Source organism: Novosphingobium sp., from assembly GCF_027489515.1.
GTDB lineage: Bacteria > Pseudomonadota > Alphaproteobacteria > Sphingomonadales > Sphingomonadaceae > Novosphingobium.
This window is the reverse complement of the sequence record NZ_JAIXZS010000013.1, coordinates 1-15,013: the sequence shown is the minus strand read 5'-3', so window position 1 is coordinate 15,013 and position 15,013 is coordinate 1. Positions and strand designations below refer to the sequence as shown.

The window sequence follows — 15,013 nt, the reverse complement described above, 5'->3', positions numbered from 1 at the left end:
TTGGGCACGGTGATGAGCTGGTTGTAGCGGGGGCCGGTCTTTACAGGGGGCGCCATCATGCGCCGGGGTGGGGGGGCTATAGTGCTTGCTCCTGATGTTTCAAAAATGGGGGAGGGCTACACGCCGGCCCCCGCGCGCTCATATCACAATGCGGCGGCAGATAAAGCGGGAAGGTTGGTTTGGGGTTAAGCTGATGGCACCCCGCGCCACAGGGGGAAACGGGCGAGTTTGCCGGCTGCGGGGACGAGGGCATCGATCGCTCGGGCGGGCTGGAGGGCGCCGAGGATCGAGGGATCGGCCGCGTCCAAGCCGCCCGTCAGCGCACCGAAGGCGGGGAGGATCAGGCGGCGCTCGCTGGCGACCGCGCAGGGGCGCGCGATGCTGCGGCCGCGCGCGGTGACGCGCAGTTTCGGGTGATAGTGGCCGGAAAGCTCGTGTCCGGTCTCGCCCGGGCGGGCTTCGTGGCGCAGCGCGATGGCGCGCACGGTGAGTTCGGGCAGGCCCTGCGCTTTGACCGACGTGTCCTTGGTATCGTGGTTTCCGGTGATCCACACCCAGTCGGTCGCGCGCATCAGCGCATCGAGCATGCCGGCAGCGTGAGGCTCGAGCCGGGCAGGGCCGTGGCTGTCATGGAAATTGTCGCCAAGGCAGAAGACGCGGCGCGCCCCGGTTGCGCGCAGGGCATCCGCGACTCGGGACAGCGTCTCGCGGCTATCGTAGGGCGGGAGCATCTGGCCGCGCTGGGCGTACCAGCTTGCCTTTTCGAGGTGGAGATCGGCGACGATCAGCGCGCGTTCCTCCGCCCAATAGAGCGCGCGCGACGGGTCAAGCGCAAACTCCTGCCCGGCAAAGGCGAAGGGTGCGCCAAATGCGGTGAACGAAACGGGAACCATGGACAGGCCTTGCCGGATTGCATTTGGCTTGGCAAGACTTGGGCATGAGCACTGCACAAGAGGCCGGAGAGGCCGTCGACAACGGGATTGGCGCCAAAGAGGATTGGAGCGCGGAGACTGCCCGCGCCCGCACCTGGTTTGAAAGCCTGCGGGACCGGATCTGCGCCGAGTTTGAGGCAATCGAGCGCGAAGCGGGGAGCGATGCCAGCTTCAATTACACGCCGTGGAAGCGCGAGCACCATGGCGAGCCGGTGCCTGATGGCGGGGGCGGCGTGCAGGGGCTGATGAAGGGCAAGGTGTTCGAGAAGGTGGGCGTCAACGTCTCCACTGTGGGCGGCACCTTCAGCGCGGATTTTGCCAAGACGATGAACGGCGCGGACCCGGACAATCCGGCCTTCACCGCGACGGGCATCAGCCTGGTGGCGCATATGGCGAACCCGCATGTGCCCGCCGTCCACATGAACACGCGCTTTTTGACAACGCGCAAGGCGTGGTTCGGCGGCGGCGGCGATCTCAACCCGCCGATCCCCTATGACGAGGATACCGCCGACTTCCATGCCAGCTACAAAGCGGCGTGCGATGCGCATGATCCGGCCTACTACGACAGGTTCAAGGCCTGGGCGGACGACTACTTCTACATCCCGCATCGCAAGGTCCATCGCGGCGTCGGCGGTATCTTCTACGACCACCTCGAATGCGCCGATGGGGCCGGGTTCGAAGCGAACTTCGCCTTCACCCGCGATGTAGGTAACGCCTTTGTTAACATTTACCCCCAACTGGTGCGACGGCGGATGGCGACGCCTTTTTCGGCCGAAGACAAGCAAAAGCAGCTGATTTGGCGGGGCCGGTATGCCGAGTTCAACCTGGTCTATGATCGGGGTACGCTGTTCGGCTTGAAGACCGGTGGTAATATCGACGCGATCCTCATGAGCCTGCCGCCAGAGGCGGTGTGGGATTGATTAACCAGCGCATATAGTACTGAAAAATAAGGATATTTGTTCCATTATCCGGAGAATTGCTTGGCTCTTTGATGTGCCAAAATGAGAAGAAGTACCTAAAACTTTTTGGCGCCATTTTCGCTGTGTTGCTTATAAGCGACGGTAACGATTATCGATTATAACAAAAGTTATCCGCCAGCTTAAGCGTGGAAAGTGTGGGTCCTGTGGTTAAAGTTTCCTCCGATTCCGACCATCACGATGTATATCGCCGGATGACCGGTGAACTCGATGTGATGCTCGCAGATGCCTCAGAAATAGGCGATTTGGTTCTCGCCGCACATCTGCAGACAGTTAAGGACCTCGTTCATGAGCGGCTGGTCTTGCAGCAGATCGCTCCGAAACGGGGTTGAAACAGATAGTCCTGGTTAAAATTTACGCGTTTGAGTTAAGTGTATTTCCTAAGTGGCGATGCGCCCCCTAAGGCCATGCCACTTATTCGGAAATGGACTAAGCTTCGTGCTAATTCTGACCGATGGACAGCGTGTGACTCAGGCAACCAACCTCCGCCAACGTGCCCGGAAGCTCATCACTTTTGCGAATGGCTTGCTGTCAATTGCCCGAGATTTAGAGGCTTTTGCCACGCGCAGTGAATGGAGCTTGCCGGATATTAACGCCGCGACCGATGACAATGACTCGGCGCAAGATCATCCATATTGGCTTGAGTTGGCGCGCCGCGCCTATTCTGACCGGCGGCGGCGGTCGAAGTACTTTGACGCCTCTCTGTTTGGTGAGCCGGCTTGGGACCTGCTGCTTGACCTGTTTATTGCCGAAAAGGAGGGCAGGCGCGTCTCGGTAACGAGCGCCTGTATTGGCGCAGCGGTACCATCGACGACCGCCTTGCGCTGGATACTGGTGCTTGAGAACGAAGACTTGGTTTGGCGGGAAAACGATCCCAAGGACGCGCGGCGCGCCTTCCTTCACCTGACCGCCAAAGCCTACACCCAGATGATCGAGTATCTGTCGACGACAGTGCCCGCATCGATCGATGACTCCGAAAAGCTGTTCGCCTGAACTGCCGCGCGAGGGGATGACCTGAAGCGGGCGCGATGCCGAGTTCAACCGTGGTCAGGACCGGGCCGCGTCACTTGGCCGCAAGACAGGCGGACCCATCGACGCCATTCGGAAGGACTTGCTGCCCGAGGCGGTGTGAGATTGATACAGGTTTCCCGCAGAGGCGCAGCGGCGCCTCAATCTGCGCGCCTCAGCGCCTCTGCGCGAAATCAGCTTGGCTCAGATCGGGCGGCGTGCGCGGCTGCGGCCGGTGTTGGCAAGATCGATGACGCCGAAGACCATCGGCGCGACGAGCAGGAACACCCAGAGGTAGAAAATCTCGTTCACGGCAGTTCTCCTGTAGAGGGTTACAGGGGAATGCGGTCAGGCTTGCGGGGTTCCCTTGGCCGGCGCCCATGTGGTCCAGACGAGAGCTACGAGGATCGCGGCGGGGATTGGCATGAGGTTCAGCCCCAGCGGCAGCGCGGCGGCGCGGGTGGCTAGCGGCGCGAGCCAGATCAGCACGAGCAGCGACTTCTCCCACGGCCGCCAGCCTTCGCGCCGCCCCATGCCGATCAGGAACGCAATGGGCATGATCAGGAACGGCAGGTCGTAGCTGAACAGGTAGGGCGAGGCGAGCGCAGTGGCGGCAAGGAGCATTGCACCGGCGGCTTCGTCCGATGGCGCGCGCCGCCAGTAGAGGCAAGCGAGCGCGCCTGTGATGACCGTGATGACCGCCTGACCATAGAGGGCGACGGTGGTGCCGAACAGGACGCGCAAGGCCGCATAGGGCGTGCACATGCGCAGGAAGAATTCGGCGCCGGGCTGGTTCATCAGGACCTGGCTGACCTCGAAACTTTGCGGATAGGCGCGCCAGGTCTCGAGCCCGAAGACGGCGAGCGAGGCAAGGCACAGCGCGGCAGCCGAGGCGGCGGCGGCGGCCATCGCAGTCCACTTGCGCCCTGCGGCGAGCCAAAAGGGCACGAGCAGCGCGAGGTGCGGCTTGATGACGAGCAGCCCGAACAGCGCGCCAGACAGCGTTTGCGAGCGGCGCAGGGTGAGCACGGCGCCGATCAGCAGCGCGCCGGTGACAAATCCGTTCTGCGCGTGGCTGGCGGCGAGATAGGCGGCGGGAAAGGCGAGCACGACCAGCGCGCCCGCAGCTCCGGCGCCGGGCAGCGCGCGGCGCGCGACAAGGAACCAGACGGCCCAGCCGGCAAGCGCCCAGACCACCCATGCGGCCGCATAGGGCAGCAGCCCCAGCGGCGCGGCAAGGAACAGGTAGGGCGGCGGATTGACATAGGCGACCATCTGCCCGGTGCCCGCGGCCATCTGCGCCGCGTGTTCGGCAACAAGATCGTACACGCGCGCCGCCGGGCCGGTGACGAGCAGGCGGCCCGCGCCCCAGAACGCGAGGAAATCGCTGCCGACAGTGCCGGTCGCCTCGCGGTAGACCTTCACCATCATCGGCAGGTAGGCGACGAGGATCATCGCGGCATAGATGCGCACCCTGCCGGCATCGAGCCACGAGAGCGTACGCAAGTTGGCCTTGAGACGGTCCGTCAGGTTCGCTGGCAATTGTTCCTCGTTCATCTGCCCCCTACGTGCCGCTGCGGTCTCGCATTGGCAACATGCGCATGAAAGATTTGCGCAGTGGCGGCATTTTCCCTTGTCGGGAGCGCCGGGCAAGGGCCATCTAGGATGGAAATGCTGCGTCAGTACGAACTTGTCGAACGCGTGCTCGCCTATGATCCCGATGCGGACGAGGCGATGCTGAACCGCGCCTATGTCTATACCGTGCAGAAGCACGGCACGCAGAAGCGCGCTTCGGGCGACCCGTACTTCTCGCATCCAGTCGAAGTCGCGGGCCTGATGACCGAGCTCAAGCTCGATCAGGAAACCATCGTGACTGCGCTGCTCCACGATACGGTGGAGGATACGCTGGCGACGGTCGAGGAAGTCGAGCGTCTGTTCGGGCCCGAAGTCGCGCGGCTGGTCGATGGCGTGACCAAGCTCTCCAAGATCGAGACGATGAGCGACAAGGAGCGCGCGGCGGAGAACTTGCGCAAGTTCCTGCTCGCGATGTCGGAGGATCTGCGGGTGCTGCTGGTGAAGCTGGCGGACCGGCTGCACAACATGCGCACGTTGCACTACATCAAGAGCGAGGAAAAACGGCGCCGGATTGCGCGCGAGACGATGGATATCTACGCGCCGCTGGCCGAGCGCGTGGGCATGTACGAATACATGCGCGAGATGCAGCTGCTGGCTTTCGAGCAGCTGGAGCCCGAAGCCTATGCCACGATCACCGGGCGGCTGGCCGCGATCAAGAGCGAGGAAGGCGGGCAGGTCGGCTCTATCGCGCTCTCGATCAAGCAGGCACTGGCGGAGGCCGGGCTGAAGGTCGAAGTCTCCGGCCGCGAGAAGCACCCCTTCTCGATCTGGCGCAAAATGGCCGAGCGCCACGTGAGCTTCGAGCAGATCACCGACATCATGGCGTTCCGCGTGCTGACCGAGAGCGAGGAGGACTGCTACACGGCCCTGGGCGTGCTGCACCGGACCTGGCAGATGATACCCGGGCGGTTCAAGGACTACATCTCGACGCCCAAGATGAACGGCTACAAGAGCCTGCACACCTCGCTGATCTACAACAACGCCATGCGCGTGGAAGTGCAGATCAAGACGCACGAGATGCACCGGATCAACGAGTTCGGCCTTGCCGCACACTGGGCCTACAAGCAGGGCGCGCTGCCGGACGGGCAGGTCGGCTGGGTGCGCGACCTTGTCGAAATCCTCGAGGCCAGTCACGATCCGGACGAGCTGCTCGAGAACACCAAGATGGCGATCTATCAGGATCGCATCTTTGCCTTCACGCCCAAGGGTGCGCTCTATCAGCTGCCCAAGGGCGCGACGCCGATCGACTTTGCCTTTGCGGTGCACACCAATCTGGGCGCGCAGGCGGTGGGCGCGAAGATCAACGGGCGGCACGTGCCGCTGCGCACGCCGCTGGGCAACGGCGACGTGGTGGAAATCATTAAGAGCCGCAGCAGCGAGCCGCAGCTTTCGTGGCTGGCGTTCGTCGTCACCGGCAAGGCGCGCGCCGCGATCCGCCGCGCGGTGCGCCAGAAGGAGCGCGCCGAAATCGCCGAGATCGGGCGCAAGCTCTATGACGAGATTGCCGAGCGGCTTCCCAGCAAGATCGGCAAGAAGGCGATGGCGGATGCGATCAAGCGGCTGAAATTCGCCAATGAGGAAGAGCTGATGCACGCCATCGGCAGCGCCAAGATCGACGACCGGCAGGTGATGGAAGCGCTGGTGCCCGGCAGTGCGGCGAACCAGCCCGCGAGCGAGAGCTGGCCCAGCCAGCAGCGCGCGATCGCGGTGCGCGGACTTACCCCGGGCATGGCGTTCAAGCTTGCCGATTGCTGCCACCCGGTGCCGGGCGATCGCATCGTCGGCCTGAGGCGCGTGGGGCAGGGCGTGACGGTCCACGCGATCGACTGCCTGAGTCTGGCGGACGGCGTCGATGCCGACTGGATCGACCTTTCATGGGATGCGCGCACCGATGGCGCGGTGGGGCGGATCAGGGCGGAGCTTTACAACCGGCCGGGGACGCTGGCCGAAATGGCGGGCGTGTTTGCCAAGAACCACGCCAACGTGGTCAATCTGGAGATGACCCAGCGTGAGAACCCGTTCCACACCTACGAAGTGGACCTCGAAGTGCGCGATCTGGCGCATTTGACGCGGATCGTCAGCGCGCTTCGGGCGAGCGATGCGGTGGCGCAGGCGGATCGGATTTGAGGGGCCAGTGCGGACTGACAGCTTCTCTCCGCAAAGGCGACGCGGCGCAAGAAGCTGACCGTGGGGGGGGCGATGAATGAGATTGGTCCGGCGACGCATATGACGGGCACAGTTGACACCGTTCGGAAAAATTCAGGGAGCCAGCCTTGTCTTGGCATTTGAAATACTGGGATACGATTGATCAGCTCTATTGGAGCCCAGGCCTGTTAGGTTTGACATCGATCCCCAAGCGGGAATGGACAGTCGATGGCGCGACCGTGACCATTCCTAGCAGCTATCTCCAAAATGGTGGATCGATCTACACTCGCAAGGGTACTGCGCGCGAGAATGCCGAGCGAATGAGACGTCTCGAAGAGCCGCTCAATCATATCTTCGACATCACTTTCGGCATTGCTCCCAGCCAAACGATACGGCGCTTGTTTTTCTCACCGTTGAACTTTGATGGCAATGGCGCAGTGGACCGACTGGGAAGGGAAGTCGCAGCGCGCTATCCCGAAATGGCAGGTGGCAACGTAACCCAGCAAGATGCCTTTTTCGTCGCGGAAGATGCGTTGGTCGGGGTTGAACTGAAGCTCGGATCAAAAACATGGCCCGGCCAAGTCCTGAAATACCTTGCACTGATGGTATGCGAGGAGCGATTGACTGGAACGCGTTCACGCATTGGGTTGCTCTATGTGACACCAAATCGCAACGGTACAGGTGTGCTAACTCAGGCGGGGTGTGCCTTAGACGGCAGCTTGCCTGAACACTTCTTGGCATCCATCCCGCAATCCCAAAAGAACTCGATGCTGGAACGCTTGCTTGCCGAACATGACGCCTTGTTCGAAGGTGCCGCGAAGCGGTTGCAGGTCTGCCATATCAGTTGGGCCGAGCTGCAAGAGGCAGCCCAAGCTCTGGCCGATGCGGAGACCGGGAAAGACGCGGGTTCTGAAACCCACAAGCGCTTGATGCAGGGCTTTGTCGCCGCAATCGACAGCCACAGCGGGTGTTTGCCGACGTGAACTGTGGCCTATCACTCCCCCGCCAGCGCGGCATCCAGCGCATTATGGAAGTGCTGCACTCGCGCTTCCTCGTCGCTCAGCCAGACCGACTGGAACCCGCTTGAGGCCATGCCCTGCTGGACGCGGGCGAGGAGGGAGATGTCCTCGTCTATGGTGACGGTCATCGTTTTGCGCCCGGCGATGATATCCTCGTGGGTGAAGCTGTCACGCAAGGGCCGCTGGTAGTCGGCGGGGCGGGGGCCGTTGAGGCGGAAGTGGGTGCCGGCTTCGGTGCCGTCAGCGGCCTTGGCCTTGGCGGCGTCCTCCTCGGTGCCGTGGAACTGGACGAGGGTGATCATGTCGAAATGGCTCTTGCCCGGGTCATCGGCATCGGGGCGCGAGCGCATCAGCCAGGCGCTTTCGGGGGTGACCGAGAGGATGACGTTGGGAAAGAGGTTGAACTGCCAGACATCGCTGAGCTGCGCATCGCTGAACGCGGCGTAAGCAAGGCCCTGTTCCTTCGCGGCAGCGCGCTTGGCGCGTTGCAGAGCGGGGCGGATATCCGCGACGCGGCCCTGATAGTCCGCCGGATCGAGACCGAAGGCCTTCAATTGCATCGCGAGCAGGTCGGTCGGCGCGTCGGGCACGGGGAAGCCGGAATCGGTGGTGCCGCCTTCGACATAGACGGCGGTATGGCCATGATCGAACAGCTCGAACGGGGCATTGGCGCATTCGAACATCCGCCGGTGCAGCGGGTGGATGAAGGGCACGTGGTAGAGCTCGGCAAAGTTGTCGAGGATCGCCTTCCAGTTGCAGGTGTGCGAGACGGTCTGGTCATTGGTGACGGTCATCGCCTCGAGCCGGTAAGGGGCGATGAGGCCGGTGATCGGCGCAAGGAAATCGGCAAGCGAGACCCCGCCGGGTGTGAGGCGGACGAAGATCAGGCCAAGCGCTTCCCCGACCTCGACCACCTTGAGCGCCAGCTTGTCCTTGGGCACGAAGTTCGAGAAGCGGGCGGCGCCGGGGACGCCTTGCAGGGCGCCGTCGAGCCCGTAGGCCCAAGCGTGATAGGGGCAGACGACCTTGCGCAGCACGCCCAGCGGTTCGGTCACGAGGCGGGTGCCGCGATGGGTGCAGGCATTGTGCATCGCGCGGAGCACGCCATCGATGCCGCGCGCGATCAGCAGGCTTTCCGCGCCGATATCGAAGGTGAAATACTGCCCCGGCGCGGCGACATCGGCGGCCACGCCGGCTACCAGCCACGTGTGGGCCCAGAGCGCCTCGCGTTCGCGCTCCATCCATTCGCGCGTGATGTAGCGATCCTTGGTGAAGTTGAGAATCGCGATCGGCGCGGTATCGGGGGCGTGGGGCTGGGGGCGTGCTGTGGCCATGGGTGGCTCCCGGCAGAAGAACTGCGATGCGGCCTGTTATGAACGCAATGCCGGTGGACAGAACTGGCTATTCTCTTAGGCTGCAGGGCTTGGCTGCTGGGACGTTCGGGGTTTGGGAGAACGGGGAAAATGGCACGTCTGAAGTGGGTCGCCGGGGGCCTGGCGTTGCTTGGCAGCGCGGCCCATGCCGGACCGGGCGCGGCGCCGGATGCCGAGACGCGCGGGTGGTGGGCGCTGACCGGGGAGCTCGCCTCCGACGCGATGGAAGGGCGCGATACCGGCTCGCCCGGCTATGACCGCGCGGCGGCGCTGGTGGCGAAGCGGTTCGCCGAGGCGGGGCTGAAGCCGTCCGGAACGGATCGCGGGTGGTTCCAGCCGATCGATTTCGAGGACCTGCGGCTCACCGAGGCGCGTTCGCGGTTCATGATCGGGGGCAAGCGGCTGGCGTTCAACCGCGAGCTGCAACTGGTGCCTTCCGCCGCGACGCCGAGGGTCCTGTCGGCAGCTGTCACCTTCCGCGGCTATTGCGGCAAGGACGAGATCGGCGATGTGCGCGCAAAGCTGGTGGTCTGCTATGGCCGCCCGGCGCCGGCGCGGCTCAAGGGCTTTGACCGTGCCGCTGCGCTTCAGGCAGCGGGTGCGGCGGGAATGCTGGTGATCGCGGCGCCGGGCCTGCCGGGCGAGCCGATCCGCTGGCCCTTTGCCTATTCGCGCAGCGTCATGCCGCTGGAGAACGCGGTCAAGAGCGAGGTCGGGCTGGCGTGGCTGCAGGGCGTACTCAATCCTGACGTCCTGGCGCGGCTGACGGCGCGGGCGGGTGAGATCCTGCGCAGCGGGGCCGCGGAGCGCGATCTGCCGCAAGTGGAACTGGGATCGGCGGCGGCGCAGCTGGTGGTGGAACGGCGCATAACGCGCTCGGCCAATGTGCTGGGGCTGCTGCCTGGTACCGATCCGGCGCTGGCGGATCAGGTGGTGGTGATCTCAGCCCATCTTGATGGCTACGGACGCGGCGAGCCGGTGGCAGGAGACGCGATCTACAACGGCGCGCTGGATGATGCGGCCTATGTCGCGCTGCTCGAGCAGTTCGCGGCGATGCGCGGCGGCCAAAGCCGGGCGGGCAAGGGGCTCAAGCGGCCGGTGCTGTTTGCGGTGTTTACGGGCGAGGAGAAGGGGCTGTGGGGCTCGCGCTGGTTCACCGCGCATCCAACCGTTCCGCTGGCCAGCCTTGCTGCGGTGATCAACCTCGATCAGGTGCGCCCGCTCTATCCGCTGAAGCTGATGACGGTGCATGGCCTCAAGGAAAGCTCGCTCGGTGATCTGGTGCGCAACCTGGCGAATGCGCGGGGGATCGCGGTGCAGGAGGATCCCGAGCCCGAGCGCAATCTGCTGCGCCGTTCGGACAATTGGCCGCTGATGGAAGCGGGCGTGCCGGGCGCGAGCTTTGTCTTCGCAACTTATGACGATGCTTCGCGGGCGAAGTATCGCGATTGGTACGAGCGGCGCTATCACCACCCGGCGGACGATCTGAAGACGCCGATCGACTGGCAGGCCGCAGCCGATTTCAACCACTTCTTCATGGCCCTGACCGAAGCAGCGGCCGATGCGCCGGGGCGGATTGTGTGGGCGCCGGGCGGGCGACCATAGTGCACGGAACCGGCCGGATCGGCTGATCCGGCCAGCCCGCAATCCTCAGAAGCCCAGCAGGATATCGCTGAAGAGGAGCGTGGGATGGGTGTTCGTCCCCAGCGTTGCGATCAGGATGCCCGATGCGCCGCCCAGGCCGTCCTCGTCATAATACAATCGGCCGGTCGTGGTGTTGTAGATGATATGGTCATCGGCATCGTGCGCCGATGTTGCGCCCGCAGCTGCATAGAACTCGCCCTTGAGGATGCCTGATCCGTTCTGGCCCGAAAGCGCGGCGAAGGAGAACGGGGTGAGCACGATGCGGTCGCCCAGGGTGCGGTCGAAATCGGTGATCGTATCGGCATTGGCAGTGGACGGATCGGTGTTGAACACGAACCTGTCCTTGCCGGCCCCCCCGGTCAGGGTGTCCTTGCCAAGACCGCCATAGATCCTGTCGTTGCCGGCAAGGCCATTGATCACGTCATCGCCGTCCATGCCAAGGATACCGTTGTTGCCGAGGCTTCCGGTCAGTGTGTCGCCCGCCATGCCGCCATAGAGGCGCTCGACGCCCTTGATCGTATCGAGACCCCCGCCGCCGGTGTTCTGCTGCGTCGTGATCGTGAGGTTCACGGTTACGGCGGTGGTGATTTCATCGTAGGAAACGGAATCGATACCGGCTCCGCCAACCAGCACGTCGTCACCAAGACCGCCATAGAGGTCATCGTCGCCGCCGCCGCCATATAGCCTGTCGTTGCCATCGCCGCCGAACAGCGCATCGCCGCCGCCGTTGCCAAAGATCACGTCGTTGCCGCCAAGGCCTTCGAAGTAATCGTCGTCCGGCGAAAGGGTGATCCGATCATTGCCCGTGAACAGGCTGGAGAAGAACGCCGAATCGTCACTCCTGTCCGGCGAGGCCATGATCGCGGCGATCTCGGTGGCCGAAACCTTGATTCCCCTGACCGTCCAATCCGGGCTGGACAGATCGCCGATCGTGCCGGTGTAGAAACCGAAGCTGGTCACAGTGCCGGCGGTGAGCGCGTCGGCGGAGGAGACGGCGAGCCGGCTGCCACGGAAATAGGCCGTGCCCACGTTGACCTCGCCGAACTGATAGGCGGCGATATCCTGATAGGTGATGCCGTCGATCACGGCACCGATATTGTCCTTGAACAGAAAGTCGCTTTTCAGCTCAAGAATTTGGGTGAAGTCGACGCCGAACGGCAGGAATGATTTACCGGCAGTGAAAATGGTCATGTGGCCCCCCAGACAAGAACGATGCAAGGGGCCCGGTCCGGTTACGAACGCTGCCGCCTGCATCACGAAAACGGGACAGGGGTTCGCGCAGCTAAGCGATGCGCGCCCCTATCAAGGCTTGTCCTGCGGGCTCGACCAGCGCCCCCCGAGCAGCGCGCAAGGCGGAACCGGCTGCTGCCGCCCTCCTGCTTCGCGCTCGAAGGCCAAAGGTAAGTCAAATAATCGCGCGCCGCGCAAGCAAATCTACTCAGGTTTTGCTACGCTGCACATGGCTGCATTGGCCGAACGGACTGCCCCCGCTTTCGCGGGGGCAGGTTCGTCAGTAGAAGATGTCGTAGATCGCGTCGACCACTTCGCCGCTGTAGATATCGACGAGCAGCGCGTCGTCGTAGTAGCGCACCCAGCGATAAGGGCCCCAGGCTGCGGGCAGGCGATAGGCCCACGGATCGGCGATCCAGTAGCGCTGGTCGTAGAATGGCGCGCCGATGACCACGCCGATGCTGAAGCGGCTATAGGAATAGTCCCGCCACGGCGCCGAATAGAAGCCAAGGCTGAACGTGGTGCGGTGGCGATTGCGCCAGCCGTACCAGTCGTAGCGGTTGTCGCGGCGCCAGCTGTCGCGGTCCCACGAACGCCAGCCGTTGTTGTACCCGTTCGCGTAGCCGTTCTGCCAGCCGTTGTTATAGCCCCAGTTGTTGCCGCGCCAGCCGTTGCGGTTCCGGCTCCAGTCTCGATCCCGATTCCGGTCCCAATTGCGGTCGCGATCGCGATCACGGTTCCAGTTGCGATACGTGTTGTCGGACCATTGGCCGTTGTTGTTGCGGCGCCAATCGCGATTCCCATCGCGGTCCCTGTCGCGATCACGGTCGCGGCTCCAGTTACCGCGGCCATCATTCTGCCACTGCCCGCCGATGGTGCCAGGACGGCCGTTGCTGGCGCGGCCATCGTTGTCCCGGCCGTCACGGCCGCGGCCGCGGTTGGGATCGACATAGGTCGGGTTGCGGGTGCCCCAGGAAGGCGCGCTCGTGCCGGGTTGCGGGGTCTGGCCGCCTTGCGACCAGGCCGGCCGACCGAAGGTGGGCTGGCCCGCCGGGTAGGCGCCGTTGCCGCGATCGCCGCGTTCGCGCTCCGCGCCGCCTTGCCATGCGGGACGCCCGGCATCGCCGGGGGGACGCCCGCCTTGCCATGCCGGACGGCCGCCATCGCCGGACGGGCGCGGGGCCTGATTGCCCTGTGACCAGGCCGGGCGGCTCTGCGACCAGTTCGGCTGTGGATTGGCGGCCCGTTCGCGGCCCTGCCACGAAGGAGCTTGCGCGCGTTCGGGGCGCGGCATCGAGGACTGCGCCGGGCGTTCCATGCCGCGACTCGCCGGACCGCGCTGATCGCGCTCCTGCGCTGCGGCAGAGATAGGGATGAGGGCCGCCGTGCCCAGCAAAAGGGCAAGAAGGGCGGATGCGCTGCTCTTCAATACGGACTTGGTCGCCATGGTCCCGGCTCCGGTTACACGGGGCTCCGACTCGCTCGGGGCCTCCCATGCATCCGGACTATAGCAGTTCTGCTGTCCTATGGCTGAACCATGACAATGGCATCCGTTCATGTTGGCGGTGTCCAACATGAACGGATTGCCTGACGTCAGCGCGTCAGCTTCTTGTAGGCGAGGCGTGTCGGGCGGTCGGCCGCATCGCCCAGACGGCGGCGCTTGTCTTCCTCGTAGGCTTCGAAGTTGCCTTCGAACCATTCGACGTGGCTGTTGCCCTCGAACGCGAGGATGTGGGTGGCGAGACGATCAAGGAAGAAGCGGTCGTGGCTGATGACCACGGCGCAGCCGGCGAAGTTCTCGATCGCCTCTTCGAGCGCGCGCAGCGTTTCGACGTCGAGGTCATTGGTCGGCTCGTCGAGCAGGAGGACGTTGCCGCCCTGCTTGAGCATCTTGGCCATGTGGACGCGGTTGCGTTCACCGCCCGAGAGCTTGCCGACGTTCTTCTGCTGGTCCTGGCCCTTGAAGTTGAACGCGCCGACATAGGCGCGGGTCGACATGTCCTGCTTGTTGACCTTCATGTAGTCGAGCCCGTCGGAGATTTCCTCCCAGACGTTCTTCTTCGGATCGAGGTGGTCGCGGCTCTGGTCGACGTAGCCGAGGTGGACCGTCTGGCCGATCTCGATCGTGCCGCTGTCGGGCTGCTCCTTGCCGGTGATGAGCTTGAACAGCGTGGACTTGCCCGCACCGTTGGGCCCGATCACGCCGACGATGCCGCCGGGGGGGAGCATGAACGAGAGGTTCTCGAAGAGCAGCTTGTCGCCATAGGCCTTGGAGATGTTCTTGGCCTCGATCACCTTGCCGCCGAGGCGCTCGGGCACCTGGATGACGATCTGGGCCTTGCCGATGGGGCGGTTCTCGGCGGATTCGACGAGCTGGTCGAACGCCTTGATACGCGCCTTGGACTTGGTCTGGCGGCCCTTCGGCCCCTGCCGGATCCATTCGAGTTCCTGCGCGATGGCCTTCTGGCGGCCCTCGTCCTCGCGGCTTTCCTGCTCGAGGCGCTTGGCCTTCTTCTCGAGGTAGGTCGAGTAGTTGCCTTCGTAGGGGAAGTACTTGCCGCGATCGAGTTCGAGGATCCAGCCGACGACGTTGTCGAGGAAGTAGCGGTCGTGGGTGATCATCAGCACCGCGCCGGCATATTCCTTGAGGTGGTTCTCCAGCCAGTTGACGCTTTCGGCATCGAGGTGGTTGGTCGGTTCGTCCAGCAGCAGGATCGAGGGCTTCTGGATGAGCAGGCGGGTGAGCGCGACGCGGCGCTTTTCACCGCCGGAGAGGCTGTCCACCGGCCAATCGCCGGGCGGGCAGCGCAGGGCCTCCATCGCGATTTCGAGCTGGTTGTCGAGCGTCCAGCCGTCGACCGCGTCGATCTTGTCCTGCAGTTCGGCCATCTCGGCGCCGAGCGCATCGAAATCGGCGTCTTCCTCGGCCATTTCCATGCCGATCGCATTGAAGCGGTCGACCATGTCGGCGATCTCGCGCGCGCCGTCCTTGACGTTTTCGAGCACGGTTTTGCTGGAATCGAGCTGGGGCTCCTGCTCGAGATAGCCGA

The 15,013-nt window shown here is 64.0% G+C and carries 12 protein-coding genes; 6 read left to right on the top strand and 6 right to left on the bottom strand.

Translation table 11 applies throughout. The features are described from left to right. Window positions 1–185: 185 nt before the first annotated feature. Window positions 186–893, bottom strand: coding sequence for a ligase-associated DNA damage response endonuclease PdeM (pdeM, locus tag Q0082_RS01245; RefSeq protein WP_298188985.1), 708 nt, complete (start codon window positions 891–893; stop codon window positions 186–188). Window positions 894–937: 44 nt separating this feature from the next. Between pdeM and hemF the strand changes: the two genes are divergently transcribed. The 3 genes from hemF to Q0082_RS01230 all read left to right on the top strand — a co-directional run bounded on the left by hemF (window position 938) and on the right by Q0082_RS01230 (window position 2,902). Continuing rightward, complete coding sequence (gene hemF / locus Q0082_RS01240; RefSeq protein WP_298188983.1) at window positions 938–1,852, top strand: oxygen-dependent coproporphyrinogen oxidase; 915 nt, start codon at window positions 938–940, stop codon at window positions 1,850–1,852. A 251-nt stretch (window positions 1,853–2,103) separates the two neighbouring features. Next, window positions 2,104–2,241 (top strand): hypothetical protein, encoded by a 138-nt coding sequence (locus Q0082_RS01235; RefSeq protein ID WP_298188980.1) that lies wholly within the window; start codon window positions 2,104–2,106, stop codon window positions 2,239–2,241. Window positions 2,242–2,347: 106 nt separating this feature from the next. Next, window positions 2,348–2,902, top strand: a complete 555-nt coding sequence (locus tag Q0082_RS01230) for a MarR family winged helix-turn-helix transcriptional regulator (protein ID WP_298188977.1) — start codon at window positions 2,348–2,350, stop codon at window positions 2,900–2,902. A 363-nt stretch (window positions 2,903–3,265) separates the two neighbouring features. On the opposite strand, the gene Q0082_RS01225 is transcribed toward Q0082_RS01230, so the two are convergent. Next, window positions 3,266–4,474 (bottom strand): glycosyltransferase family 87 protein, encoded by a 1,209-nt coding sequence (locus tag Q0082_RS01225; RefSeq protein ID WP_298188975.1) that lies wholly within the window; start codon window positions 4,472–4,474, stop codon window positions 3,266–3,268. 114 nt (window positions 4,475–4,588) lie between these two features. On the opposite strand from Q0082_RS01225, the gene Q0082_RS01220 reads away from it, so the two are divergent. Next, window positions 4,589–6,679, top strand: a complete 2,091-nt coding sequence (locus Q0082_RS01220) for a bifunctional (p)ppGpp synthetase/guanosine-3',5'-bis(diphosphate) 3'-pyrophosphohydrolase (RefSeq protein WP_298188988.1) — start codon at window positions 4,589–4,591, stop codon at window positions 6,677–6,679. A 146-nt stretch (window positions 6,680–6,825) separates the two neighbouring features. Further along, the gene (locus Q0082_RS01215) at window positions 6,826–7,680 is read left to right on the top strand and encodes a hypothetical protein (protein ID WP_298188972.1); all 855 of its coding nucleotides are present in this window, start codon (window positions 6,826–6,828) and stop codon (window positions 7,678–7,680) included. A gap of 11 nt (window positions 7,681–7,691) precedes the next feature. Here the strand turns inward: Q0082_RS01215 and Q0082_RS01210 are convergent, their stop codons facing one another. Further along, on the bottom strand, window positions 7,692–9,050 hold the full coding sequence (locus tag Q0082_RS01210; RefSeq protein ID WP_298188968.1) for an SRPBCC family protein: 1,359 nt from the start codon (window positions 9,048–9,050) through the stop codon (window positions 7,692–7,694). A 129-nt stretch (window positions 9,051–9,179) separates the two neighbouring features. Between Q0082_RS01210 and Q0082_RS01205 the strand changes: the two genes are divergently transcribed. Further along, complete coding sequence (locus tag Q0082_RS01205; protein WP_298188965.1) at window positions 9,180–10,694, top strand: M28 family peptidase; 1,515 nt, start codon at window positions 9,180–9,182, stop codon at window positions 10,692–10,694. A gap of 45 nt (window positions 10,695–10,739) precedes the next feature. On the opposite strand, the gene Q0082_RS01200 is transcribed toward Q0082_RS01205, so the two are convergent. The 3 genes from Q0082_RS01200 to ettA form a co-directional block, all read right to left on the bottom strand. After that, window positions 10,740–11,924 carry a calcium-binding protein gene (locus tag Q0082_RS01200; RefSeq protein WP_298188962.1) on the bottom strand — a complete coding sequence of 395 codons (1,185 nt, stop codon included), beginning with the start codon at window positions 11,922–11,924 and terminating at the stop codon, window positions 10,740–10,742. Window positions 11,925–12,243: 319 nt separating this feature from the next. Then, the gene (locus Q0082_RS01195; RefSeq protein ID WP_298188960.1) at window positions 12,244–13,410 is read right to left on the bottom strand and encodes an RcnB family protein; all 1,167 of its coding nucleotides are present in this window, start codon (window positions 13,408–13,410) and stop codon (window positions 12,244–12,246) included. 146 nt (window positions 13,411–13,556) lie between these two features. Continuing rightward, a partial coding sequence (gene ettA, locus Q0082_RS01190; protein WP_298188958.1) for an energy-dependent translational throttle protein EttA occupies window positions 13,557–15,013 on the bottom strand: 1,457 nt, incomplete at its 5' end.